Source organism: Stenotrophomonas sp. MMGLT7 (genome assembly GCF_021168555.1).
Taxonomy (GTDB): Bacteria; Pseudomonadota; Gammaproteobacteria; order Xanthomonadales; family Xanthomonadaceae; genus MMGLT7.
Genome location: NZ_JAJOZS010000001.1, coordinates 103255 through 124953 on the forward strand (window position 1 = coordinate 103255; position 21699 = coordinate 124953).

General features: G+C 66.0%; 31 protein-coding genes. 2 read left to right on the forward strand and 29 right to left on the reverse strand.

The window, feature by feature from the left end; genetic code table 11:
- Positions 1-14 precede the first annotated feature (14 nt).
- From LRX76_RS00450 to LRX76_RS00510, 13 genes are all read right to left on the reverse strand, one after another.
- On the reverse strand, positions 15-482 hold the full coding sequence (locus tag LRX76_RS00450) for a DUF1566 domain-containing protein (RefSeq protein WP_231800544.1): 468 nt from the start codon (positions 480-482) through the stop codon (positions 15-17).
- A 39-nt stretch (positions 483-521) separates the two neighbouring features.
- Entirely contained in the window at positions 522-1076 is a 555-nt protein-coding gene (locus tag LRX76_RS00455) for a DUF1566 domain-containing protein (RefSeq protein ID WP_231800546.1), read from the reverse strand.
- Positions 1077-1111: 35 nt separating this feature from the next.
- Complete coding sequence (locus tag LRX76_RS00460; RefSeq protein ID WP_231800548.1) at positions 1112-1378, reverse strand: helix-turn-helix domain-containing protein; 267 nt, start codon at positions 1376-1378, stop codon at positions 1112-1114.
- On the reverse strand, positions 1368-1631 hold the full coding sequence (locus LRX76_RS00465) for a hypothetical protein (protein ID WP_231800550.1): 264 nt from the start codon (positions 1629-1631) through the stop codon (positions 1368-1370). The genes LRX76_RS00460 and LRX76_RS00465 overlap by 11 nt, the downstream gene beginning before the upstream one ends.
- The gene (locus LRX76_RS00470; RefSeq protein WP_231800559.1) at positions 1619-2581 is read right to left on the reverse strand and encodes a tyrosine-type recombinase/integrase; all 963 of its coding nucleotides are present in this window, start codon (positions 2579-2581) and stop codon (positions 1619-1621) included. The genes LRX76_RS00465 and LRX76_RS00470 overlap by 13 nt, the downstream gene beginning before the upstream one ends.
- Positions 2582-2584: 3 nt before the next feature.
- Positions 2585-3493, reverse strand: coding sequence for a recombination-associated protein RdgC (locus LRX76_RS00475; protein ID WP_231800560.1), 909 nt, complete (start codon positions 3491-3493; stop codon positions 2585-2587).
- A gap of 122 nt (positions 3494-3615) precedes the next feature.
- The gene (locus tag LRX76_RS00480) at positions 3616-3855 is read right to left on the reverse strand and encodes a hypothetical protein (RefSeq protein ID WP_231800561.1); all 240 of its coding nucleotides are present in this window, start codon (positions 3853-3855) and stop codon (positions 3616-3618) included.
- A gap of 24 nt (positions 3856-3879) precedes the next feature.
- Positions 3880-4197 (reverse strand): hypothetical protein, encoded by a 318-nt coding sequence (locus LRX76_RS00485; protein ID WP_231800562.1) that lies wholly within the window; start codon positions 4195-4197, stop codon positions 3880-3882.
- Position 4198: 1 nt separating this feature from the next.
- Complete coding sequence (locus tag LRX76_RS00490; RefSeq protein WP_231800563.1) at positions 4199-4432, reverse strand: hypothetical protein; 234 nt, start codon at positions 4430-4432, stop codon at positions 4199-4201.
- Between the two features lie 112 nt (positions 4433-4544).
- The gene (locus LRX76_RS00495; RefSeq protein ID WP_231800564.1) at positions 4545-5120 is read right to left on the reverse strand and encodes a hypothetical protein; all 576 of its coding nucleotides are present in this window, start codon (positions 5118-5120) and stop codon (positions 4545-4547) included.
- Between the two features lie 12 nt (positions 5121-5132).
- Positions 5133-5384 carry a hypothetical protein gene (locus LRX76_RS00500; RefSeq protein ID WP_231800565.1) on the reverse strand — a complete coding sequence of 84 codons (252 nt, stop codon included), beginning with the start codon at positions 5382-5384 and terminating at the stop codon, positions 5133-5135.
- On the reverse strand, positions 5381-6139 hold the full coding sequence (locus LRX76_RS00505; RefSeq protein ID WP_231800566.1) for a recombinase family protein: 759 nt from the start codon (positions 6137-6139) through the stop codon (positions 5381-5383). The genes LRX76_RS00500 and LRX76_RS00505 overlap by 4 nt, the downstream gene beginning before the upstream one ends.
- A complete protein-coding gene (locus tag LRX76_RS00510) occupies positions 6139-6336 on the reverse strand; it encodes a hypothetical protein (protein WP_231800567.1) in 198 nt (65 codons plus the stop codon). Before LRX76_RS00510 ends, LRX76_RS00505 begins: the two co-directional genes overlap by 1 nt.
- A 113-nt stretch (positions 6337-6449) precedes the next feature.
- Here LRX76_RS00510 and LRX76_RS00515 point away from each other — a divergent pair, with 113 nt between their 5' ends.
- Positions 6450-6758 carry a helix-turn-helix transcriptional regulator gene (locus tag LRX76_RS00515; RefSeq protein WP_231800568.1) on the forward strand — a complete coding sequence of 103 codons (309 nt, stop codon included), beginning with the start codon at positions 6450-6452 and terminating at the stop codon, positions 6756-6758.
- A gap of 47 nt (positions 6759-6805) precedes the next feature.
- Here the strand turns inward: LRX76_RS00515 and LRX76_RS00520 are convergent, their stop codons facing one another.
- The 6 genes from LRX76_RS00520 to LRX76_RS00545 all read right to left on the reverse strand — a co-directional run bounded on the left by LRX76_RS00520 (position 6806) and on the right by LRX76_RS00545 (position 9387).
- Positions 6806-7075 (reverse strand): hypothetical protein, encoded by a 270-nt coding sequence (locus LRX76_RS00520; RefSeq protein WP_231800569.1) that lies wholly within the window; start codon positions 7073-7075, stop codon positions 6806-6808.
- Between the two features lies 1 nt (position 7076).
- Positions 7077-7550 (reverse strand): hypothetical protein, encoded by a 474-nt coding sequence (locus LRX76_RS00525; RefSeq protein WP_231800570.1) that lies wholly within the window; start codon positions 7548-7550, stop codon positions 7077-7079.
- Entirely contained in the window at positions 7547-8011 is a 465-nt protein-coding gene (locus LRX76_RS00530; RefSeq protein ID WP_231800574.1) for a hypothetical protein, read from the reverse strand. Before LRX76_RS00530 ends, LRX76_RS00525 begins: the two co-directional genes overlap by 4 nt.
- Positions 8008-8556, reverse strand: coding sequence for a hypothetical protein (locus LRX76_RS00535; protein WP_231800575.1), 549 nt, complete (start codon positions 8554-8556; stop codon positions 8008-8010). The genes LRX76_RS00530 and LRX76_RS00535 overlap by 4 nt, the downstream gene beginning before the upstream one ends.
- Before the next feature lie 65 nt (positions 8557-8621).
- Positions 8622-8963: a hypothetical protein gene (locus LRX76_RS00540; protein WP_231800577.1), complete on the reverse strand. Its 342-nt coding sequence runs from the start codon at positions 8961-8963 to the stop codon at positions 8622-8624.
- A gap of 109 nt (positions 8964-9072) precedes the next feature.
- Positions 9073-9387, reverse strand: a complete 315-nt coding sequence (locus LRX76_RS00545) for a hypothetical protein (protein WP_231800579.1) — start codon at positions 9385-9387, stop codon at positions 9073-9075.
- Between the two features lie 310 nt (positions 9388-9697).
- Here LRX76_RS00545 and LRX76_RS00550 point away from each other — a divergent pair, with 310 nt between their 5' ends.
- Positions 9698-10438 carry a DNA/RNA non-specific endonuclease gene (locus LRX76_RS00550; protein ID WP_231800581.1) on the forward strand — a complete coding sequence of 247 codons (741 nt, stop codon included), beginning with the start codon at positions 9698-9700 and terminating at the stop codon, positions 10436-10438.
- 50 nt (positions 10439-10488) lie between these two features.
- Here LRX76_RS00550 and LRX76_RS00555 read toward each other — a convergent pair whose 3' ends face one another.
- From LRX76_RS00555 to LRX76_RS18800, 10 genes are all read right to left on the reverse strand, one after another.
- Positions 10489-11028: a hypothetical protein gene (locus LRX76_RS00555; RefSeq protein WP_231800583.1), complete on the reverse strand. Its 540-nt coding sequence runs from the start codon at positions 11026-11028 to the stop codon at positions 10489-10491.
- Between the two features lie 273 nt (positions 11029-11301).
- Positions 11302-13512, reverse strand: a complete 2211-nt coding sequence (locus LRX76_RS00560; protein WP_231800585.1) for a sialate O-acetylesterase — start codon at positions 13510-13512, stop codon at positions 11302-11304.
- A gap of 14 nt (positions 13513-13526) precedes the next feature.
- The gene (locus LRX76_RS00565) at positions 13527-13913 is read right to left on the reverse strand and encodes a hypothetical protein (protein WP_231800587.1); all 387 of its coding nucleotides are present in this window, start codon (positions 13911-13913) and stop codon (positions 13527-13529) included.
- Positions 13910-14959 carry a hypothetical protein gene (locus tag LRX76_RS00570; protein ID WP_231800588.1) on the reverse strand — a complete coding sequence of 350 codons (1050 nt, stop codon included), beginning with the start codon at positions 14957-14959 and terminating at the stop codon, positions 13910-13912. The genes LRX76_RS00565 and LRX76_RS00570 overlap by 4 nt, the downstream gene beginning before the upstream one ends.
- Positions 14956-17595 carry a hypothetical protein gene (locus LRX76_RS00575; RefSeq protein WP_231800590.1) on the reverse strand — a complete coding sequence of 880 codons (2640 nt, stop codon included), beginning with the start codon at positions 17593-17595 and terminating at the stop codon, positions 14956-14958. Before LRX76_RS00575 ends, LRX76_RS00570 begins: the two co-directional genes overlap by 4 nt.
- The gene (locus LRX76_RS00580) at positions 17583-17939 is read right to left on the reverse strand and encodes an NlpC/P60 family protein (RefSeq protein WP_231800591.1); all 357 of its coding nucleotides are present in this window, start codon (positions 17937-17939) and stop codon (positions 17583-17585) included. Before LRX76_RS00580 ends, LRX76_RS00575 begins: the two co-directional genes overlap by 13 nt.
- The gene (locus LRX76_RS00585) at positions 17936-18418 is read right to left on the reverse strand and encodes a DUF1833 family protein (protein ID WP_231800598.1); all 483 of its coding nucleotides are present in this window, start codon (positions 18416-18418) and stop codon (positions 17936-17938) included. The genes LRX76_RS00580 and LRX76_RS00585 overlap by 4 nt, the downstream gene beginning before the upstream one ends.
- On the reverse strand, positions 18415-18837 hold the full coding sequence (locus LRX76_RS00590; protein ID WP_231800600.1) for a hypothetical protein: 423 nt from the start codon (positions 18835-18837) through the stop codon (positions 18415-18417). The genes LRX76_RS00585 and LRX76_RS00590 overlap by 4 nt, the downstream gene beginning before the upstream one ends.
- Positions 18830-21349, reverse strand: coding sequence for a phage tail length tape measure family protein (locus tag LRX76_RS00595; protein WP_231800602.1), 2520 nt, complete (start codon positions 21347-21349; stop codon positions 18830-18832). The genes LRX76_RS00590 and LRX76_RS00595 overlap by 8 nt, the downstream gene beginning before the upstream one ends.
- Positions 21336-21488 (reverse strand): hypothetical protein, encoded by a 153-nt coding sequence (locus LRX76_RS18800; protein ID WP_331716733.1) that lies wholly within the window; start codon positions 21486-21488, stop codon positions 21336-21338. The genes LRX76_RS00595 and LRX76_RS18800 overlap by 14 nt, the downstream gene beginning before the upstream one ends.
- Between the last annotated feature and the right edge of the window lie 211 nt (positions 21489-21699).

The following is a 21699-nucleotide window of genomic DNA, read 5'->3' on the forward strand; positions in this document are numbered from 1 at the left end:
AGCAAAGAGGCCAATTACTGACCGGCCGGACGAACCGCCAACGCCCAACCGCCGAGGTCGAGGTCGAAGCCGCAGACGACGCCGCTGCCGAAGACGACCCACCAGGCGGCAGAGGCCGGAGCCCACGCCGCCGGCGTGGACGTGAGGTGCCAATCGGGCTTGATGCCGGGGAAAAGGTTCGGATCGACGGCAGGGGCGTAGCGATCACGGCGGATGATCGACGCCGCTTCTTCATCGTCGGCGAAGCGCCAACCGCCGCCGAGCGCATCGACCTGGGCGACGACGTTCTCCTCCTTCAGGCGATAGCCGCTCGCGGCCTTGCCGTTGATGCCGATCGAATGCGGATGGATCAGCAGGTTCCGCACGGTATCGAGCACGGCAACGTGGTCGATGCGTGGATCGGAAGCCGGTACCTGACTGCCGTCGGCCAGCACCTTGAAGTACTGCTCGCTCGTGGGAGCGGTCTTGGTCTGTGTGTTCATGGGTTTCCTGTCGGGATCGAGTGGATGCAAAGAGGCCAATTACTGACCGGCCGGACGAACCGCCAACGCCCAACCGTCGTAGCCGAGGTCGTAGTCGCTGACGCCGCCGTAGAGGAAGTCGACCCACCAGGCGGCAGAGGCCGGAGCCCACGCCGCCGGCGTGGACGTGACATGCCATTCCGGTTTGATGCCGGGGAATAGGTTGGGATCGACGGCGGGGTTGTGCCGCGACAGATCGAGGATCGATTCGGCATCCTCGCGTCCGGCCATTTGCCAGCCGCCGCCGAGTGCGTCGAGGGCGGTGACGGACTTCAGCAGCTCCTTGGCCTGTGCCCGCTTTCCGTCAACCCCGATGGAGTGCGGGTAGATCAGCTTGCGGCGGTGCGTGTCCAGTACGGCGACGTGGTCCGTACGGGTGCTGTCTGCGGGTAGGTGGCCTCCATCGGCGGCCACCTTGATCCAGCGCGGGCTGGTGACGCTCCCGCGCTCGAAGGCGAGCGGGGTTTCAATCGTGGATTCCAGCTCGACGAGCGGTGGCGCGCGGTGACGGATGATGATTTCCGCGTCCGCCGTGCTGATGGTGATGTCGCCCATGTGGTTGTGGCTCCGGTTGTAGGTTGGTCCAGCGTTCATGCCGCCATCACTCCCCTGCCCGGCAACTGCGGCAGCAGGTTGAGCTGGGCATCGGCCAGCCGGTATTGCGCTACACGACAGGGCTCGCCATCGCGGTTGGGCACCGTGATCGGGGTGCTGACGATGTCGTGGCCCTCGTTGCGCAGGTCGTGAACGCGGGCGCTGGCGCGGGCGATGCCCAGGTCACGCCAGATCTCGGCGGCGGTCATCGGGCGCTGCTTGAGCGCAGCCAGCAACCGCTCGTTCTGCCGGCTATGGGACATGGCGATTCCTCCGCATAGGGGTGACGTTGAGCGGCAGGCAGCCCTGCCCGTTTGCCGGGTAGCGCTGGCCTTGCTGGCGGCACCACTCGCGCAGCGCCTCGTCGTAAGTGCCGTGCTTGCTGGTGGCGCTGCAGGCACACTCGACGAAGTGCCCGCCACCGGCCCGCGCTGCGCGCAGATCGTGGATATGGCGCGATGCGTGGCCGTGACGGCACGGTGGCAGCGGCATGGGGTGGCTGATCATGCGTTGCATGGCAATTCCCCCAGGGGCGCCAACGTGCGGATGGCGGCGCGCTGCACCGCCGCGGCGTGGGCGCCGTAGACGTTGACCGTGGTGGACTTGTGCTTGTGCCGCGCCAGCGCGCTGCCGGCGTCCAACCCGGCCTTCTCCACCACCTCGCCCAGGCGGCGGTGCCGCAGCAGGTGCGGATGCAGATGCGGAAGGCCCGCTGCCGCGCCGCGGTCACGCACGGCCAGGTACAGCGCCTGGCGCGACAGCCGGCGGCCATGCAGGTTCACGAACAGCGCCGGCTCGTCCGGTCGCGCCATCTTCGCCCGCACCCGTCGCCACGCCTGCACGGCGGCCACGGTCACCTGTTCGATACCCACCACCTCGAACTCGCCCTCGTCGCCGCCCTTCGGCTTGACGTAGACGCGGCTCGCCTCCTCCAACACCGTGTAGCCACGCGGATTGAGCGGTGCATCGTCCAGCAGCACCACCTCGCCAGCGCGCAGTGCCGCGTCCAGCATCAGCAGCAACATGGCGCGGTCGCGCAGATCCACCGGCTCGCGCTGGCCGATGCCGGCGATCATCTGCTTGAGCGGCTCCAGCTCCGGCGCCACCACGAGGCGGGGCCTGAACTTAATGCGCACGTCGGCCGTAGCGTCGTGACGCATCAAGCCCTGCCCGCGGCACCAGGCCATGAACGTGCGCACCGCCGCCAGCCGCCGCGCCGCAGTGCGCCGCGACCAGCCTTCGTGGCCCAGGCCGTAGTCCAGCCACTGGTTGATCAGGCGCTCGCTCACCAACTGCACCAGGGTCACGTCGAAGCGGCGCAGGAAGCCCGCCAGCCGCACCAGATCCGCGCGGTAGGCGGCTAGCGTGTTGGCCGCTGCGCCGCGCAGGCGGCGGTGGTCCAGGTAGTCGTCGACGAGGGTTGCGATATCGCCGGGGATGAGGTCACTGGGATCAAGCTTCGCCATGGCTCAGCCCTCCGCCTTAGACAGGTGCAGTGCCTGTTCCAGCAGCAGGAACAGTCGCCGCACTTCGCCGCTCATCAGCGCGAAGCGCGCGTTCAGCTCTGCGCGCACGCCATCGGCGTCGCTGTCCTCCAGCTGGTCGAGGGCACCGTCGAGGAACTTGAGCTTGCGGATCACCAGGTCGTCGCCGAGCACGAAGGAGACGTGGTCGTCCAGGTTCAATGCCAGCTTGGTGACCTGCTTGCCGGCCTCCAGGTGCTTGCCGATCTCGTCGCTGCGCAACTCGAGGTGGGTGACCTTGACCTTGCCGCCACCCTCGCAGGGATCTTGCAACTCGGCCTCCTCGCCCAGCGACAGGCCCTCGGGTAGCGGCTCGCCGGCGATCCAGCCGGTAAGGATAGAGCGCGGCGCGACTTCGGCATTGAGCGGCAGCGCCGGGAAGCTCCCGAGCAGGGCCCGGATCTCGCTGACGACGCCTTCGCCCGTCCTGCGGCTGGAGGTATCCACAGCGGCATAGCCGTGCTGCAGGTCGAGCAACACGTCGGTGCGGCTCACCTTGACGAAGGCGCGCGGCAGCAACTCGTGCACCAGGTCGTCCTTGAGCCGCTTCCGCGCCCGGCCGCTAAGCTTGCGACCTTCCCTTTCCTCAATCTCGGCCAGCTTGCGGGCCAGCAACTCGTTGACCACCGAGCCGGGCAGAATCTTGTCCTCGCCGCCAATGGTCAGCCACAGGAACTCGCCGGTGCGGTGGCTGAGCACCTCCTGCTCGTCGCGGCCGAACGGGGAGATGAAGCCGCGCGAGGTCATCTCCAGCGGGCCGACCGGCTTGAGCTGCGCATGGGGCAGCAGGGCGTCGACAGCCGAGAAGTCGATGGCTGACGGGAAACGGAAAAATGTCAAATTGCGGAAGAACATGGCTCAGCCCCCCGTAGCCATAGCTGCCAGCGCCCACATCAGGCCGGCCGAAACGGCGTAGACACCAAGGAACACCGCCCACAGCGGCACGCGAATCGTGAAAATCCGGAGACGGGCCATGTCTATGCCCTCCCCCGTCCGCACTGCAGGTCCACCGCCAGCCAGGCAGCACGGCGCGCGGCGAACCGATTCCCACCGGTGGCGCGGTACTCGGCCTCGGCGGCGGCGATGGCTGGCGCTGGTGCCACGCCGTGGCGGTGGGCATCGTTGCGGGCCTGCTGGCGCACCAGCAGGCGGTGGCTGACCACCGGGTAGACCGGCAGGGCTTGCGGCCTGGCCGCGGGTGTGATGCACTGATGCACGATTCTTCTCCTTGCGGTGATGGATCAACCCGAAGCCATCGGCGTGCCAGCGCCGGTGGCTTCCTCGTCTTGGCGGAGCGGGCCGCTGGCGGGTGCAGCGCGGTCCTCATTCGCTGGCCCGTCTCCCGCCGCCAGCTTCTCGGTGTGTGCCCTGCGTACCGCCAGCAGCCGCTGCAGCGTGGCGCGGCGGTTGACGGCCACGGTGCCGTTGAAATGGTCCCCCTTGAGTACCGGCCACACGCGCAGGCCGTCGTCGCTCACGTACAGGCCGGCGGCCGGCACCGGGTGGAAGCCGGCATGGCGCGCGCATTGCTCGAACTTGCGGGCCAGCATGTCGCGCATCTCAGCGGTCCTCCTCGATGTTCAGACCCTCGGCGGCCAGCTCAGCCAGGCGCTCGTTGCGGAACGTGCGCTCGCGCAGCGACGGCGTCAGCGCGACCTGGGGCTTGCCCACCGGTTGCCCTGTATTTGCATCCACGCGCTCGAAGCGCAGCAGGCGCCAGCCGCCCTGTGGTGCCCCGGCCGCGAACCAGCGGGTCCAGTCGATAGCCGGACGGGAATCAGGCAAGCTGCTCATGAACGCCGCCCTCCCATCCGCCGATCCTCGATCGCATCCATCGCCATCAGCACGCCCAGGAACGCGAAGGCGCCGATGACGCTGCCGACCAGCATGCCCACCATGAAGGCGCTCATGCCCGTGCCTCGCGCAGGCCGGTGGCGGCCTTGAGCTGCGCCTGCAGCGTGATGCACACGCCCATCAGTTTCTCCAGCTCCTGCGCGGCCAGCCGGCACAGTGGCAACTCGTGCGGCTCTATCGCGCCATCGGCCAATGCCTGCGCCAAAGGCTGGATGACGTCCGCAACGTGGCGCATCAGGTCGCACGGGCCCACAAATGCTCCGCCGGCTCCGCCGGCGGGCTGGCGTGCGAACAGCAGTCCATTGCGTTCCAGCAGCACCCGTGCCACGCGCTCGCCCGCCGCAGGCGGCAAGGCCGCAATCAATGAATCTTCGATGTCCACCGGCATGCGGATCTCGCCGGACAGCAAGCGACGCACGGTTTGCGTGTTCATGCGCGTGGCGTGCTCGTGCTGATCGGAGGTGCAGGCCACATGGAATTCGACGATGCAGTCCTCCATCGCCACGGTGTCGTGGTAGTGCTCAACCACGGCGGCGGCGTAGGCATTCCACTGCAAGCGGAGTTCCAGCACGGCCTGCTGGATCAGCGTGCCGATCACCTGGCTGCGTGGGGGGCGGTAGTTGGGCATGGCAGTCTCCTCTCAGCCGCGGGCATTGATCTGCGCCAGCACCTCGCCAGGCGACAGGCCGGCGCAGTGGGCGTGGTACAGGGCCACCAGTTGCTCCTGCTTCTCGACGATCAGCCCGTCGATGCGGCCATAGCTGCTGACGGTGTCGCCAGCCACGGCATGCAGTGCCTGGCGCAGGCCGCGGATCTCGGCGGCCAGTTCGCGCGCCTCGGCCGAGGGCAGCGGGATCAATGCGGTGGGGTTTTCCAGCGGAAAAGTGTTCATGCGGCTGCGGCCTCCGAAACCGCGGTTTCGTGAATGGCCGGCAGCGCCGGGATATGGTTCAGCCCGCCATGAGTACGGACCACGCGATTGATCGAAGACCGCTGCCAGCGCTCGGCGCCATCCGGCGACGGGATGCCGCGCCGGTACAGTTCGCGGGCGATCACGTCCAGCGTCGGCCGGGCACCGCCCTGCCCTGCCCGCAGCGCCACGATCAGCTCGCGGTGCGGCCAGGTGCGCGGGTCGCGGTACAGCCGCCCGTCGCGCGCCACTGTGCCGTAGGGCGTGCTGCCGTAGGTACGGCCGGCCGCGCGCAGGCTGCTGCTGATCGCCAGGTTGCGCTCGCAGGTCTGCTCGCGCTCCAACTGCGCACGCGCAAGCCACACTGTCAGAATGAAACGGCCCATCGCGCTGGTGGTATCCAGCGGCTCGGTGACCGACTGCACCGCCATCCCAGCCTGGCCGCCCTGCCCGTTGAGGGTGTTCAGGCCGTCCTGCGCATCGCGGAACATCCGGTCGATCGCCACCACCACCACCACGTCGGCGGCGCCGGCGGCCATCCGCCGCAACAGGTCCGCCCCACCCTTGCGCCGGGCCAGCGGCTTGCCGGCGCTGACGCCTGCGTCGATCACGACATCCACCAGTTCCAGGTCGCGCGCCACGCACCATGCCTGCAGCCGAGCGTGCTGCGCCTCCAAGCTGTGGCCGTTGCTGGCCTGCTCTTCTGTGCTGACCCGGATGTAACCGAGGGCGCGCATCAGGCAGCCCTACCCTTCGGCTTGCGCAATGCAAGTTCAGTACGCAACTTCTCGATCTTGGCCGCGCCGGGCTCCTTGATCTGCCCTTGGGCGAACTTCAATAGCCACCAGTACGACAAGCCAGCGGCTTGGGCGATGTCCGGCCAAGTGCCACGGTGGCTGCGCAGGTTGATTCGGGTGGCTTCGACGTTGTCCATGGCTAGGAAATCTAGCCACATATGGCCTAAGCGTCAAGCCCCAAATGGCTAGATATTTTTGCCAATCTAGCCTTATGAGGCTAGCCGATTCAAATCAAGCACTTACAGACCACTTGAACCGCCTGTTGAGCGGCCAGGACGTCGCGCGGATCGAGTTAGCCAAGCGCATGGGGGTGGCCGACGGCACCTTGGGCCGCATCAAGTACGGCAAGGCCAATCCCACCATCGACGTTGTGGACAAGATCGCCCGCTATTTCCGGATGGAGCCCTGGGAGTTGCTCAGGCCTCCCGTTGACGGTGTTCGGGAACAAGCGGCGGTCTACGGAGATGGGACGCCGGCTTTGCACGAAGAAATTGCGAGGTTGACCAAAGGGCAGCAACGGGCATTGTTGGCCATGATCCGTGAGTTCACGTCGAGCTAGATTCTGCTTGGCAGGCGGAACATTCTGGACCAGGAGTTCCCCAGTAGTTAGGGAACCGCCCCCCCCTGCACCTGCTCAATCGCCTCGAACTGGCTCTCGTACTGCACCAGGCACCGCTTGCGACCGTTGCTGACCTCGAACACCTGCGAGGGCTTGCCCTCCCGCATCCACTTGCAGCGGGCGGTGAGCGCCTTGTCGATCGGCACGTAGGTCTTGACCGGCACCTCGATGACCGTGGGCGCCGGCGGCGGCGCCCTGGTCCTGGCAGCCGTGCAGGCGGCCAAGGCGAGTGGCAGCAGGATCAGTATCGCGCGCATCTCAATACCCCTTCAACGCCGGGCACGCCGCGTCCAGCAGCTGCAGCACGGCCTCGCAATCGGCGGGGCGCTGGCTGTAGCGCTCACGCCAGGTCGCCGCGTCCTGTTCCGCAGCCTCGATCTGCCCGGCCAACTGTTCCAGTGCCGCGGCGTTTTCGGCCTGCAGGGCCTTGAGCTTTTCGGCTTCGGCCCGCAGCGCCGCAGCGATCTCACCCAGGCGCGCATCGCGGGCGGCCACCGCGTCCTGCAACTGCGACGTAGTGGTCTTGCACTCGGTCTCGATCGTGACGATCTGCTGGCCCAGGCTGCGCACCCGCTGCTCACGCTCGAATGCAAGCAGCCCCGCCACCGCGCTGGCGAACGCCAGCACCGCACACAGCACCTTGAGCCCGTTGCCGCGCTTCCGCAGCCAGCTGAAAAACCGCGCCAGCAGCTTCCAGAACCACGCCCAGATGGCGCGCAGCGCATTGATCATGGGGCGTCTCCTTGGTCGCGCCCAGGCATGGGCGCACGGGTGCCGAGGAACTCCAGATAGCGCGGCAGCAACGGCCGCACGGCGATGCCGAGCATGCCGGCCAGCGGCAGCTGCGGCGCACCGGTGAGCTTGGACCACATCAGCGGCAGCAGATCCACCAGCCACGCCGCCGCCAGCGCGTAGCCGACCACGCCGAACGCGAAACCGACGAAGCGGATGCACAACTGCCCGGCGCAGCGGGCCACGCCAGCGCCGGCATCGGGCATCAGTTGCGCGATCACATGCCCGGGCAGGATGCCGGCGCCGATGAAGGAGCCGGCCAGCGCCACCAGGAACACCGACTGTCGCGCGCCGAGGATCATCCGCTCGATGTGCTGGGCCTGGTCGGCCGCTGCCGGCGCAACGGTCACCGCGGCCAGGGAAAGCAGCAACAGCTTGATGGCGCTGACGGGCTCTGTCACGGCGCGACCGCCTGCAGCGCCGTGCGGTAGTTGCCCGTCCACGTCTCCGGCTTGGGCTTACCCGGGCGCCACGTCCGGATGTACAGCGCCCATGCGGTCCCGGAGTCGTCCAGGGCCGGCAGCGCCTGCGGGTCCGTCCAAAGCAGCAGGCGCGCACAGACTGCGGCGAGGATGTCATCCCGCTCCAGGGCCAGCCAGATCGCGCGCGGCTCGAACGCCACGCCACGCGCCGCGCAGGCGCGCTGCAGGTACGTCCGGCTTGCCGCGTGCTGGTAGATGCCCCACACGCCGCCGCGGCTGACCTGCGTGCCCAGCTCGAACTGCGCCAGGCCTCGCGCCGGGCCCTTAACTTCGGGGCGCTTGAGGTCGACCACCTGCCAGCGGTGCGCTAGCCGGCTCTCCTGCAGCATGATCGCCAGGATCATCACTTCCGCCGGCGCAGACGTCATCCGCGCCGGCAGCGTCGCCAGCGCGGGGCGGATCACCCGCGCCAGCGCGGTGGCGGGAAAAATGGGCAGCGGCAGCAGCGACTTGGTGGCATCCATGCCGCCATTGCAGGATGCGGGGATGTCCCACGTCTACCAGAGTGTGGGGCATCCTCGGTGCGCAGCTACAGGCATGATCGCAACACAGGGACTTCCACGCTCTCCCGCTTGCGGATGCTGATATCGCGGAACTCGATGTCGCTGCCACCGTCGGCAGCCGGGGCGACGCGAATGGTGGCGCCGATCGTTGTCGATCGCTCGATGGGGTACACATACACCGTCGCATTGCCATCCGGCAGCGCTTCGACCACTGGCCACAATTCGCGGATCTTTGGCATCACGCAGCCCGCGAATTCCGCCGGAGGCCTAGCCGAATGCAGGGTGGCCTTGGCCGGCTGGGATTGCAACTCGCCATAGCTGGTGCAGCCGCTCAGTAGTAGCAGAACGACAAGGCTGAGTTTGTGCATCGTGAAATCCTAATTGGACTTTAAGCAGATAATACGGCACATGTTGCTGCTCGCCTGCGCGGCGATCGAGGACGGCATCGCACCGATCGAGTAACAGCGGCCGTCGGCCTCACTCGTGCATCGCCTGCCCGGCCCCGCAGTGCTTCGGCCGCCTCGCCTTGACCTCGGCGACCTCGGTGAGCAAGCGGTCGAGATGGCGCATCGCCCATACCTCACAGCCTCGCCGGCCGGCCTCGAAGCTGCTGCAGCGGCGTGTCACCAGCGGCTCGTCGATACGCAACTTCTGGCATTCCAGCCGGGCAAACCAGTCGCCGTCGACCCGATCCAGCAGCATCGCGACGATGACACCATCCAGGTGCAGGGCCGTTGCATGAGTGTCGTACTGCCAGCGCGGATGCCAGCTCAGGCGGGGATCAAGGTCCATGCCGGCATGCTCGCTGCGCCCGTCGCACCTCGTGAGACGCCGCCTGACCAATTCAGATGCACGAACCCAGGAATCGTTGCACAAGCATGTCTCGATCTTGACGGATGTGATAGCCGCGAACGCGGTCACAGAGCCCGACGAAAGCGGTTGACCGGCGACGCGCGTCGTTAGATACCTTGTTCCGCCGCGTGTCACCGCGTGACAAAAGGGGCGCGGCTCCCGCACTACGCACGTCCTTTCCCAAGCGATGGCCCGCAGCCGCGCTTGCTGGCGACGTGTGCCCTCTTGCACTGCAAATGGAGATGTTGCTATGCGATTCGGAACCTTCCTCGTTGCCCTTGTCCTCACCGCTTTCAGCGCCACCGCACACGCCCAAGTCATCAGGCTCGACAAAGGCGGATATCTGCTTGACTACGACTGCACCAACTCGACCGCGATCCGATACGAGTACACCCTTTCATTCGATAACGGATCGGCGGCCAGACCTTCTAGTTTCACGCTCGATGCCAGCCTGCCTAGCGGCTGCGCCGGCCAGAAGACGACGTCCTCTTACGCCAGTGTCCGCTCCGGCTATGACCGCGGCCACCTGGTCACGAGCAACCACATGGATTACAACTCAACGTATATCCGAACCGCGAATCAGATGTCCAACATCGTGCCCCAGGTCAGCGGCTTCAACCAGGGCATATGGGTGCAGTCCGAGAACGTCGCCGAGTGCTATCGCGACATCAGGCCGGTCACCGTCTACGGCGGCGTGGTCTATGGCGACGCCTCGAACGACTATTTTGTCAGCAGCCACGGGATCAAAACGCCGGAGTACTTCTGGAAGACCATCGTCACGACCGACCCAGATACAGGCGCAACGAAGGCGATCAGCTGGATCATCCCCAACGAAACGGGCCTGGGCAGCCTGGACGATTACCTGGTGACGATCGCCGATCTCGAAGAACTGCTCGGCTCCAGCCATGTGGGAATCAACGTGTCGAGCAGCGTCAAGAATCAACTGCCGAGCGCCACATGGGCGCTTCCGAGCGGCTGCGATTTGAGCTGACCACATTTCAGGTCCAGCGCCACAGGCGCTGGACCTTCGTAATACATGACTTAGAATACGTAACCTATAAGCCCATCATTATTCGATCCAACTTCGCCGTAGCAATGGGGATCGAAACTATCCATATGGGCCTTCCGCCATTCGATGCGGCACCTGTAAATTGGCAATGCCCCTTCCACGGGAACCGAGCTAACGTATCCAACAAGGTGCCCTCCAGAGAAGGGCTGGTGCCCTTCGCAATTGACGTCTAGCGAAGTAAAAAAGTCTTCTTGTCCAGCTACGAAACAGGAATAAATTGGATGAGATGCAGCGAACGGCGTCGTTGATATAAAACCCAATGTTCCTTCATGTCGCCAGCCCAGTTGCCCCCAGTTCTGTGGAAGATTGAGGTGCGAAAGGCGCTTCGTTCCCCTTGGCTTGAAATACCTATTCAACTGCACCAGGGTTACCCCTATCGGTAGCGCATAACTGGTTGCGCTTGCCTTTGATACGGCTTCTGACTCCAGATCTGTGCTTTGTGCCTGTACGGAACCCGAAAAAACTGAAGTGACTCCCAATACCGAGAAAATCACGATTGCTGCAAACTTCATGTGATAATGCTCCTTGTAAGTTCTTTCGCTAGACTGCCGCAAGCTCGATTGTTATCGGCAAAGCTCGCTTAAGGCCCACGTGTCGAGCAACTGGTGACCCGAGCCCGCAGAAGACCCAGCAGCCCCGCTGGACTCGCCGCGGGGCCCGCGCGGTGATCTGCCTGCCAATCCTTGGCGGCCGCACGCGTTGCTGGTTGGGCCAATATGCCCCGGCGCATCGGCCGGGGCTATCGGGGATCAGGCCGATGCGGGGTCAGGATTTCCTGACCCAAATCAGTCTGCAAATCCAGCCGGCCGAACTCCCAGCGCCACCCCAAACGCTGCATTACCGACTGCGGCACCGATTTCTTCATACCCTGCCAGCACATAATGGAAAGTATCCATCATCAAGCCGCGGCCAGCAAAATATTTCGTCCCAGTATGCACAAGCGACACCCCAGCTTCGGTGAGTGCCACGCTGTTCTGCGCCGACCGGATTGCAGCATATTCAGGTGTATCTCCGGTGTTCTTCGTGCCGATGCGCGTCATTAGAAAAGGGACCTTCTCGCCGATAACCCCATCAACATTGTTTTTCAAATTCCGGAACAAGTTAATATATTGAGCCTCGGTTATAGAGTTGTCCGCATCCGTCTCACCTTGCTGCATGTATACACAGCATCCAACAATAGGCAGGTTGAGCGATGCCGCCTGAGAAAGCGCGTTTGTAAGATCAGTCTGCGCGGTCACCCACGCCCCGCCAGTCGCGTTCCAGCTGTTGACAAGAGAGGTTCCACCCTCGGCACTGTTGACAATGATCGTCCCGATGTTGCCATTCGACAGTCGCCGAATCTCGGCAGCACATGCCGGCCCCCATGACCCGCGCCCAGATGCCGCCGTCGAGTCGTTGCCAGTCGGGTCTGCAAGGACCTCCAGACTCGTTGTGCTGCGCACGTACTTGTACGCCTGCCCAGCATCAAACTCGATACCCGACAGCAGAATTGCCCGGCCCGACGTGTTTGACTGCCCGATTGCCCAAATGAGGATATATCCGGATGGGATATCCACTCCGACTGACGTGTCAGAGGAGCCAATAGCATCCGAGAGATTATCGACAATCCGTCCGATCGTCGATTGCCTCGATATTTCGCCGAAGTCGAACCCGATCTGGAGCGTGACCGGAGCTCCGGCGCTGTTCGAATCCTCGAACGATGCAGGATCGCTGCTGTTTGATCCGCTGTCGTAATAACCGAACGAACCGACCTCAGGGTCGGCGCCAGTAGAATCATGGCGAAGCGAATTGGTCGGCTCATAGAAGCCTACATATTGCCCCGCTTCGAAATAAGGCACGTCGGCCACGTTAACTTCGTTGACCCCGGCACTCAACTTGACAAGCGAGGATTCACCGACCCGAGTGAAAGTGTTGCCACTCTTGCTGAAATGGTGAACCCTCATCTCGCACGCAGAATTAGCATACGCCCTCACCGTCATAAGCCGAGCATCGGCCGGCAAGGGACGGTTCAACACCCATGTCCGGGTGGGGTTTGCGGTACTGCCGACCGTTGGGGGCAACGTCTTGCCTACGGTCACGATCTCGCCAAGTCCGATTGCAGTAACTTCTGACTCAACTTCGGCGATACGCGCAGCAATCACACCATCCGATGGCAAATAAGCGAAAGAAACGCCGACTTGGATTATGTTATTGATCGTAATAGCGCTATCAATGTCAGTGACAGTGGCGCCGTAGGTTCCAAGGAAATAGCCGCCACTATCTCCCGTTCCGGGAACGCTCGCTACGACGCCAGCCCCTGGATTGAAGCCGATATAATCTCCAGCATCAACACTGAACTGCGGGATATCGGGCAATGATATCGTGTTAAGCCCGGCGGAAACCGGCACGGTCACAAGGGATTTACGTGTGAACACCCACCCGCTGCGACTGAATGCCGCAATCGTTAGCGTACCAGCCGCCTTGGCGAATACATCAATGCGATAGAGCAGTGATGCAGATTGAATCTGCTCATTCCAGATTGCGCAGGCGGTATTGCTCATTACGTTCGGCGCGTCAACCGGAGGAACCGACCGGCCAATCGTTTGCACGATACCTAGGTCCGATTTGTCGGCCTTTCCAGCGACTTCGGCTTGCAACTCCGAAACCCGATCATCGGCCTTAACCCACGCGGAGCCGGTATCCCGCCAGGTGCCGTTGTTATCCGGATTCGGGTCGCTACCGACGAGGATCAGCCGGTTGGGCGTTCCCGGCGCCGGAAGATCAGCCACCGTCGCCCGCCCTTCATACCCCGCCGTCTGACCAGCGACGGCCGCATCCACCTCAGCCTGCATCGCATCCAATGCCGCCTGCTGCGGCGCCGTCACCGGAAGCGCCGCCAGCGGAAACCGCCGCAGTACACGGCCGGCTTCGTCCACGCCGATCATGCTGTCGCCGATTCCCGGCGTGGCCGGCGGCAGGTCCGCCGCGGGATAGATGTCGTTAGGGATCGTGCTCATCGTCGCTCCTTGAATTACAGCAGCGCAGCGGCATCCGCCGCGCCGGGGTGGATGTTGGCCAGGGCCAGCGCCTGGCGGATGCTGACGTCCAGCAGGTACTGCGCGCCCCACTGCACCGTCGCCGGCGGCTCGCCGAGCACGGCGAGCAGGCAATCGCGGGCGACGGCGGTGGCGCGGGTGGTGTCCGGGTCGCTGTGCTGCAGCTCGCGCGCGACGGGCGTGCCGGCGGCATCGACCACGGCGGCGCCGGCGGCATCGATCGCGCGGGCCGTGGCGTGGAAGCGCAGGCGGCTGCCGTCGATCGACTGCACGCACCGCACGGCCACCAAGGCGCCGTCGTCCAGCTCCACTGCCTGTTCGCCGGCCTGCACCGGGATGTCATCTCGCTTGCTGTAGCTCATTGGATTTGGACTTCCTGTGCCTGTTTCGCGTTGTGATGAAGGATGTAGGCGCCCGGCCGGGCGCCCGCCCAGAAACAGCGGTCGCCGACGGTGATGTGCTGCACGTCCTGCAGCCCGATGTCGGTCACGCGGGTGACGGCCTGCCACGCGATCACACCGCCCTGCATGGTTGGCACGTGGCGGCCCAGCAGATCCGGCGCCAGGGCGTAGCCGTCGCGCACGGGGATGGGCGCCGTGCGCGAGCAGCGAAGCACCACGCCGCCGGCGGTCTCGATCTCGACGCAGGGCACGCGGCGGCGCGCGGCGAACTCGACGATGCCCACCGCCGGCTGCTCGCTTTCCGGGTCGCACAGTTGCAGCACGTCGCCGACGCCGATGTCGCCCGCCTGGCGGCCACAGGGCAGCCAGGAATCGACGACGACGCAGGAGCCCGCCCCGCCGCTGCCGCCACCGCCGCCGATCCCGCCGCCGCCGCTGCCGGAGCTGCCAGCGGCGGGGAACGTGAGATCGAGGAACGAGATAGCCACGCGGCCGTCGGCGCTGGCCGACTCGACGATGTCAGTGGTCAGGTGCAGGGGCAGCGTGCCGCCGAGCAGATTGGGATCTTCGTAGTAGAGGTAAATGCGGACCTGCTCGCCGGCGGTGCCGTCGATCGTGGCGCTGCTCGCGCCGTAGGTGATGCGCTGACTGCCGATCACCAGCGTGCCGGCGGAGACGCTGATCGTGGCGGTGCTGGTGCCGTCCTCGGGGCTGACCGCGGCGTAGGTGACCGAGGTGTCGATGTCCCACATCGATTGCTGATTTGCGATGTTGGGGAGGGCGGCCGCGCCGACGCGGTTGGTGTTGCCGACGGTGAAATCGCAGTCCACCCATGCCGAGCACTTCCCGCTGGCGGCCACGGCGCGGATCTGCGCCTGGTACTGCTCGCCGCGCGGCAGCGCGGGCACGGACACCCCCGCGGCGACGGGGAAGCGCTGTTGCTTCCACGCCCCGTCCGTCCCGGCAGGCCGGTAGCGCAGATCCCAGAACAGGGTCGCGGCGGTCACGCGGCCTCCATCGCGACAAAGCCGCTGCTCGATCGCACCGACACGCGCACGGTAGCCGTCCTGATGCCGGCATCGTCGCTGTCGTCGCTGGTGGTGTTGGAGACGATGGACAGCACTTCCGGCGCGGCCGGCACGCCGTACTCGGTGCCGGAAACCTCGGAGATGATGCTGTCCGGCGGGTTCATCCAGTAGGGCCGCACCCGGCTGTCGTAGCGCACGCCGGTGAACGCCGTGGACAGGTTGCTGCCGTGCGTGCGCCCGGTCAGTAGCACGCGCGCCACTTCGTTGCCGGCGGTGCCCAGCGCGGTGTAGTAGCCGATCGCCAGGCCGGTCGGCAGTGCGCTCAGGTAGAACGCCCGGCTGCGCGTGCTGTGCGGGATGCAACCGATCGATTCGAGCCGGCCAGCGCCATTGCGCACCTGCAGCTTGTACGCGATGCCGGCCTCGGTCTCGATCTCGTTGTTGAGCCACACCACGGCCTGTGTGCCAGCCGGAAGCGTGGCCCCGGCCTCGCCCGGGCTCAGGTCGCGCACGCGGCGCCAACCGGCACTGGCATAGGCATAGATCCCCGCGTTGTCCACCTGGGCGCCGCTCACCGGGTCGGTATGCGTGCCCTTATCGCCCAGCACCGGCACGCGCTGGCCGAGCTTGCCGGTCATGCCCGCCAGCGCTGCCCACGAGGCGAAAGCGAAGCGCTCGATGGCGCCGAAGCCCACGCCCCACTCCACCGTGTCGTGGCCCACGTACACCAGATTGCCGCGCTTGGCGCCGTAGCCGGCGATGTCGCTGTCGAAGCTGATCGATTCCGGCCGGTAGCGCGCCTGCGCGTGGTGGAACCGGCCATAGGCCCAGGCCTGCTGCGGGATGCAGGCCACTTCCATTTGCAGGGTTTCGTAGCGCGTAGGCTCGGGGGCGCTGCTGGGATTGCCGCGCGCATCGACGCCACGGTAACTGTAGCCATCCGCCAGTACGATGACCTCGTCGTCGATGTAGTCGGCGGCCGAATTGACGAACTGCACCCGCAGTGCCTGCGGCAACTCGGTGAAGGTTCGCACCGCCTTGAAGCTCTTTACCTCCAGCGGCAGGAAGGTCCAACTGGGCACGCTGTCGTCGTCGAAATCGTCGTAGACCGCGTAGTAATGGGTATCGAAGCCCAAGTCGGCCATGGAGGCGGCCAGCAGCTTCCGGGCGTAGTCCAGCACGGTGCTGCTGCTGTCGAGGACGTCGCGTGCCTCCAGCCCATGCCGGGCGCAGAACTCGGCATAGGCTACCCAGTTGTCCAGCTTCATGCGGCTCGACGCCGCATGCTTGACCAGCGCCGGGCACTCGGTGAGCAGCCAGTACACCACCCAGGCCGTGTTGGTGACCACGGCGGGCTCGGTCCACGTGCCGGCGTCGGCGTCGTAGGTCTTGATCTTCTGGCCGACCAGCAGCGACAGCGAGTCGATGGTGCCGGACAGCTTGTCCGTCGCTAGGATGCGCATCTCCAGCTTGTTGGTACCGGTGGTGGTGGGCTCGACCATCCGTACCGAGCGAAGGACCGACCACATGGCGCTGTCGATGTAGGTATTGGCGCTGCCCCCGCGCGAATTGGTGACACGCGTCACCTGCACGTCGTATTGCCCCTCGTCGACGTCCCAGGCAATGCCGAACGACACGGCGTTCTCGTTCAGCGCGTCGGCGCTGTAGTAGCTGCCGTAGGCGCGCAGGCCGCTGAGGCTGGGCGATGGGATGTCCAGCCAAGTCTCGGTCCCGGTCGGCCGGTACTTGATCGACCAGATTGTATTGAGCTGGAACTTCTTGCCGCTCGTGCCCTGCCCGTACAGGCCGCCCGGGTACAGCAGCACCGCGGTGATCCGCTGGGTGCGCGGGGAGGTGGTGCGCACATTGGTGTCGCCCTCGTCGTCCATTGTCAGGCTGACGGCCTGCTCGTCGACGTCGTTCTGGTAGATCGTGGGCGTGCGCGTGACCGCGTAGGTCACCTCGTCGAACTCGTCGATCGAGGTGCTGCCGATGCGGATGTCCGAGCACTCCAAGTCACCATGCCCCAGCTCGAACAGGTAGTAGTGGTAGCTCTTTTCCCCCACCTGCTCGCTGTACGGCAGCGAGGCGTGCGGTGGATAGATGCGGGTCTGCCCGACCACGCAGGGGATCACGCCCCACTGGTTGTAGGCGTTCTGCGTGCCGGTGAGCGAGCGCCAGCTTTGCCCGCTGGTTGAGCTGGATGCAGCGCTGTGCGGCGCAACCAACGCGCTGACGGCCAGCGTGGACGCCAGCATGATGCCGGCGGTCCACAGTTTTGCCGAGCCGCCAATGGCTGTCGTTGAGAGGTAGGCCCCCAACTGTGGCGCATAGATCGACACCACGATCATCGCAACGGCCGCCAGTATGGCCCGGGTGTTGCCGCCGTTGGTCGCCGTCGGTGCAGACACCAGGATGCGAGCCTGCGGGCGTGGATGCAGGCGGTCCCACCACTCCTCGGGCACGGGCTCGCCATTGACCTGCACCACCAAGCCATCGCGCAGCGGGCGGTTGCCCGCGGCCTGCTGCAGCATCTGCCGCAGGGTGAGCCCGGCCGGCACCTCCACGGCCACCGGCGGCGCCAGCGGGTGCGGCTGGACCATCAAGTGCTGCATGCCGCCTCCTCGCCCTGCCGTGGGCCTTCGTACCGGTAGATGCCTTCGATGGCCGGCGCGAACAGCGGCGAGGCCAGGTCGTCGCAACCGCTGCGGCTGCCCTCCTCCACGTGCAGGAAGCGCCCGTCCCCCAGGCACACGCCCACATGGAACTCGCCGCCGGGCCGGCGCAGCACCACCACGTCGAAGCGGCGCCCACGCGCCACGCGCCGCCAGTGCGCCGCGTCCTGCGGCCGGTGGACGGGCGGGAACGGAATGCCCTGCTCGGCCAGCACGCGCGCGGCCAGCGTGCGGCAGAACATGCGCCCCTCGTAGGGGATACCGACGTAGTCGCCCAGGCTCATGCCGCCCCCCAGTAGCCGGGCGAGTTCGATGGGGTGACGCTCTGCGCGGGGATCGATTGGTTCAGGAAATCTTCCTCGGCGCCCATGTCCAGCTCGATGGACAGTTCGTCGGTGGTGGCCTGCTGCACCTGCAGCTGGTACGGGCCGACGAAGGGCGTGGCCGGCGCGGCCGCCATCACCACCTCGATCTCGGCAGTAGGGATGCCCTCCTGCGCGCGGATCGTCCGCGACACCTCGTGGTCGATGTTGTCCACCCGCATGGTCACGCCGTTGTCGCCGTCATCGGTGTCGGCCGGCAGCGACACCTCGAATGGGGCGACGGCGTAGGTGCCGTCGCTGCCCTCGATCGGCTCGTTGTTGTTGACGTAGCGCAGCACCTGCCCGTCAGGCAGGTTGAAGCGCACCCGCGCCAGCGGGGTCTCGCGGGTGTCCTGGGCCAGCACGGCCTGGGCGATCGTGTCGGTAAGCAGTTCGCTCATGTCGTCGGCCACACCGTTTCGTCGTAGAAGTCGAGCAGGAACACGCCGCTCACCCGGTTGTGCCGCAGCAGCGGCAGCGAGGCGCGGAAGCGGGCCGGCTGCTTGGCGCTGAACGTGGGGCGACCGCTGAAGCTGTAGACGCCCACGTTCTGCGCGTTGAGCGGCTTGGTGAAGTCCGGCCACCAGAAGCGGCCGTTGCGCCCCACGGTGACGTAGTAGAAATCCTCGATGATCTGTTTCTGCGCCTGGCTGCACGCCAGCACGCAGGCCACCTCCGTCGGCGGCACGCCGGTGACCCTGGGACGGGTCTTGGTGCCGCCGTCGAAGTCCGAGCGCAGCACGCCGTCGTCGCCGCTTTCGTTGTAGCCATCCACCAGCGGCGGCGGCAGGCTGGCCGGGAACCAGGGCAGCTCATCCAAGCTTCACCCCCTGCCGGCGCAGGCCCAGTACCCGCTGCTGCGTGCGGATGCCGGCGCCGTTGCTGGCGGCATCGCGCGCGATCGACTGGGACACCATCAGGTCCAGGTTGAGCGCATTGCCGTCCCAGCGCTGGCTGGTGACTTCGCCCTGCAGGGTGCCGCCATCGGCGTCGCGCATGTTCAGGATCACCGTCGGCGCGGTGGCACCGCCCGCGCCGCCGGCGGCGGCGGACGAGGCCGGCATCACCACGCCGTCGGCGCCGGGCATCAGGAAGGTGCGGCTACCCACGCGCAGCAGTTCGGGTGCGCCCTGCTCGTTGACCTCGTAGATGCGGCTGCCGTCCACGGAGCCGCCGGTGGCGCGGCCACCGCCATAGCTCAACCAGTTGCTGCCGGTCAGGCCGGAGACGTTGTTGCCGAATCCCAGGGTGCTGCCGGCGCTGGCGCTGGTGCCGGTGTAGGCCGTTGCACCGGTACCGCCGAACAGCGAGCCGAACAGCCACTGCACCGCCTTCTCGGCGAACAGCTGCAGCGCAACGCGGCGGATGCGGTCGGCGAAGTCCTCCACCACGTCGCCCAGGCTGCCCAGGTTGCTGCCGGCATCCACCAGCATCGACGTGGTGGCATCGCGGATGTCGGTGAAGAAGCCGGCCGATTCGCGCTCGTCCTGCAGCCGCCGGGTGAGCGAGACGATGGATTCGCCCAGCTCGCTGTTGGCATCCACGCCGGCTTGCTTGAGGTTGATGTAAACCTCGTAGTCCTCGGCGGTCATGCCCAGCGCCGCGCGCTCCTCCTCGATCTGGCGGATCATCTCGGTGGCGGCCTGGTCGCGGGTGGCGGCCAGTTGACGCTCGCGGTCGGCGTACTGCTGCTGGGTAATGGCCCCCGCGTCCAGTTGCTCCTGCACCTTGGCCAGGGCCTGCGTGTAGGCAATCGCGGCCTGCACCGCCGGGCCCGCCAGGCTGGCCGCCATCGCATCGGTTTCGGCGGTGAATTCCTGCTGGAACTCGGCCAGCTCCCTGTCGCGGATTTGTTCGGCCAGTTGACGCAGGCTCGCCGTGAACTCGTCCACGGCGGCAGACGGCAAGCCCGCCCGCTCCAGCGCCACGGCCTGGCTGCGGATCGAATCGAGCCGACGCGCATACTCGTCCAGCACCGGATTGCCGGTGCTCTGCAACTCAGTCGTCCAGCTTGCCTGGACCGCCTGCACGCGCTCGGTCGCGCGGGCAATGCGGGTGGCGGCCTGTTCGGCTTCGCGGGCCTGCTTGGCGGCTTCCCGGGCCGCCTCCGGGTCGACCTTGACGTCGCCGGTGAGGGCCGAGCCGGCGGTGCTGGATACCGTCGACGTCACTCCCTGGAAGTTCTGCGCCACCAGCCGGCGCGTGATCTCCCGCTGCAGATCTTGCTGCTCCTGAGCCAAGCGGGCAATTTCCTCGCCACGGAATTGGCTCTGCGCATTCGTGAGCGGCAAGCCGAACGCATTGGACGTCCAGCCCTCGAGCGAGCGGCGCTGCTGGGCCACTACGCCCAGCCGCACATTCAGCCCATCTTCGCTCGACTGGGACACATCCCCACCGGCCGCCAGTCCACGTGCTTCCGCAACCTTTGCGATCCAGTTGGTGAGCATGCTGATGCCCTGCACCAACTCGGTCGTGATGCCGAGCACCCAACTGCCGAACGAGTCGAAGGCCTGCTTGGTTTCCGAGGACCCAAGCGTGTCGGTGAGTTCGTTGACCGCGGTTGTGAGCCCACGCACGCCCTCGCCTTCGGTGTCGCCGGTCAGCAGGTCGGTGATCGTGTTGCCCAGTGCCTTGAGCGCACCATCGAGCGAACCACGGGCAGCCTCAGCGGCGCCTTCATAGCTCTCTTCCAGGATGCCCATGATGACCGCCTGCGCCTCGGCGGCTTTGCCTGCGTTGTCCAGCTCCTTGATCTGCTGTCGCACGGCGGGCGTGAACGCGGCACCGAATCCTTGCTGAGCCAGCGCGGCAGCGGCTTTCTGCGGGGATTCAAGCGCCCGGCCGATGGTCTCTGCGGATTGCGACAGGCTGATACCCAGCCGCGCGCTCTGGTCGATGACGGTCTGCATCGCGCGCGGGATGTTGGTGCCAACGATTCCCGAATAGGACAGCAACCGCGTCTCGGCATTGACGATCTCGCCGGTGCTGAACGTGGACTTGTCGCTGAGCGTTTCTGCCAGCCGCACCAGTTGATCCCGGGTCATCCCCGCGGCATTACCGGTGGACCTCAGCACGGCATCGAGTTGCGGCAGCTCCTGCGAGGCATCGCGCGTGTTCTTGACCAGCAACAGCAACCCACCGATCGCGGCGGCGCCGATGGCGCCGATGGCCGTGCCGATACGCCTCCCCGCTGCCTCCCATTCGGAGCCGGCTTCCTTCGCCTGGCGGCCACTATCCACAACGTCCTTGGTGACGTTCTGGATCTGCGCACGGATCTGCCCGTCGCCGGTGGCGACAAACTCGACCTGGAAGCGGGTGCTACGGTTTGCCACGCATCAGCTCCTCGCGCTCACGCAACTCGCCCACGGCAGTGACCACTGCATGCTCGACCGCCTGCAGGTCCGCCAACAACTGCGGCATGCCCCCGCGCGCGATGCCAAGCTCGCCGGCGAGCGCTCGCAAGATCGCCATGCAATCGCCGTAGCGCAGCCCAGTGGGGACGCCACTGGGCGCGTAGTTCCATTGGGTACGGCATCGAAGGAACGCCATCGCCCCAGGCGTGGCTTCGGGCAGCAACCGCGGCTGCGGGCAGTCGCGGCAGACCGATGGACAGGACGAACAGGCTTCCCGCGTGAAGGATTCGCCGTAGAGATTCTCGAAATCCCATAGCCGCTCCCCATTC

What these genes read in the sequence shown, in the direction of transcription:
- LRX76_RS00450 (WP_231800544.1), bottom strand. Translation starts at nt 482, where the DNA reads ATGAACACACAGACCAAGACCGCTCCCACGAGCGAGCAGTACTTCAAG.
- LRX76_RS00455 (WP_231800546.1), bottom strand. Translation starts at nt 1,076, where the DNA reads ATGGGCGACATCACCATCAGCACGGCGGACGCGGAAATCATCATCCGT.
- LRX76_RS00460 (WP_231800548.1), bottom strand. Translation starts at nt 1,378, where the DNA reads ATGTCCCATAGCCGGCAGAACGAGCGGTTGCTGGCTGCGCTCAAGCAG.
- LRX76_RS00465 (WP_231800550.1), bottom strand. Translation starts at nt 1,631, where the DNA reads ATGCAACGCATGATCAGCCACCCCATGCCGCTGCCACCGTGCCGTCAC.
- LRX76_RS00470 (WP_231800559.1), bottom strand. Translation starts at nt 2,581, where the DNA reads ATGGCGAAGCTTGATCCCAGTGACCTCATCCCCGGCGATATCGCAACC.
- LRX76_RS00475 (WP_231800560.1), bottom strand. Translation starts at nt 3,493, where the DNA reads ATGTTCTTCCGCAATTTGACATTTTTCCGTTTCCCGTCAGCCATCGAC.
- LRX76_RS00485 (WP_231800562.1), bottom strand. Translation starts at nt 4,197, where the DNA reads ATGCGCGACATGCTGGCCCGCAAGTTCGAGCAATGCGCGCGCCATGCC.
- LRX76_RS00490 (WP_231800563.1), bottom strand. Translation starts at nt 4,432, where the DNA reads ATGAGCAGCTTGCCTGATTCCCGTCCGGCTATCGACTGGACCCGCTGG.
- LRX76_RS00495 (WP_231800564.1), bottom strand. Translation starts at nt 5,120, where the DNA reads ATGCCCAACTACCGCCCCCCACGCAGCCAGGTGATCGGCACGCTGATC.
- LRX76_RS00500 (WP_231800565.1), bottom strand. Translation starts at nt 5,384, where the DNA reads ATGAACACTTTTCCGCTGGAAAACCCCACCGCATTGATCCCGCTGCCC.
- LRX76_RS00505 (WP_231800566.1), bottom strand. Translation starts at nt 6,139, where the DNA reads ATGCGCGCCCTCGGTTACATCCGGGTCAGCACAGAAGAGCAGGCCAGC.
- LRX76_RS00510 (WP_231800567.1), bottom strand. Translation starts at nt 6,336, where the DNA reads ATGGACAACGTCGAAGCCACCCGAATCAACCTGCGCAGCCACCGTGGC.
- LRX76_RS00520 (WP_231800569.1), bottom strand. Translation starts at nt 7,075, where the DNA reads ATGCGCGCGATACTGATCCTGCTGCCACTCGCCTTGGCCGCCTGCACG.
- LRX76_RS00525 (WP_231800570.1), bottom strand. Translation starts at nt 7,550, where the DNA reads ATGATCAATGCGCTGCGCGCCATCTGGGCGTGGTTCTGGAAGCTGCTG.
- LRX76_RS00535 (WP_231800575.1), bottom strand. Translation starts at nt 8,556, where the DNA reads ATGGATGCCACCAAGTCGCTGCTGCCGCTGCCCATTTTTCCCGCCACC.
- LRX76_RS00540 (WP_231800577.1), bottom strand. Translation starts at nt 8,963, where the DNA reads ATGCACAAACTCAGCCTTGTCGTTCTGCTACTACTGAGCGGCTGCACC.
- LRX76_RS00545 (WP_231800579.1), bottom strand. Translation starts at nt 9,387, where the DNA reads ATGGACCTTGATCCCCGCCTGAGCTGGCATCCGCGCTGGCAGTACGAC.
- LRX76_RS00550 (WP_231800581.1), top strand. Translation starts at nt 9,698, where the DNA reads ATGCGATTCGGAACCTTCCTCGTTGCCCTTGTCCTCACCGCTTTCAGC.
- LRX76_RS00555 (WP_231800583.1), bottom strand. Translation starts at nt 11,028, where the DNA reads ATGAAGTTTGCAGCAATCGTGATTTTCTCGGTATTGGGAGTCACTTCA.
- LRX76_RS00560 (WP_231800585.1), bottom strand. Translation starts at nt 13,512, where the DNA reads ATGAGCACGATCCCTAACGACATCTATCCCGCGGCGGACCTGCCGCCG.
- LRX76_RS00565 (WP_231800587.1), bottom strand. Translation starts at nt 13,913, where the DNA reads ATGAGCTACAGCAAGCGAGATGACATCCCGGTGCAGGCCGGCGAACAG.
- LRX76_RS00575 (WP_231800590.1), bottom strand. Translation starts at nt 17,595, where the DNA reads ATGCAGCACTTGATGGTCCAGCCGCACCCGCTGGCGCCGCCGGTGGCC.
- LRX76_RS00580 (WP_231800591.1), bottom strand. Translation starts at nt 17,939, where the DNA reads ATGAGCCTGGGCGACTACGTCGGTATCCCCTACGAGGGGCGCATGTTC.
- LRX76_RS00585 (WP_231800598.1), bottom strand. Translation starts at nt 18,418, where the DNA reads ATGAGCGAACTGCTTACCGACACGATCGCCCAGGCCGTGCTGGCCCAG.
- LRX76_RS18800 (WP_331716733.1), bottom strand. Translation starts at nt 21,488, where the DNA reads ATGGCGATCTTGCGAGCGCTCGCCGGCGAGCTTGGCATCGCGCGCGGG.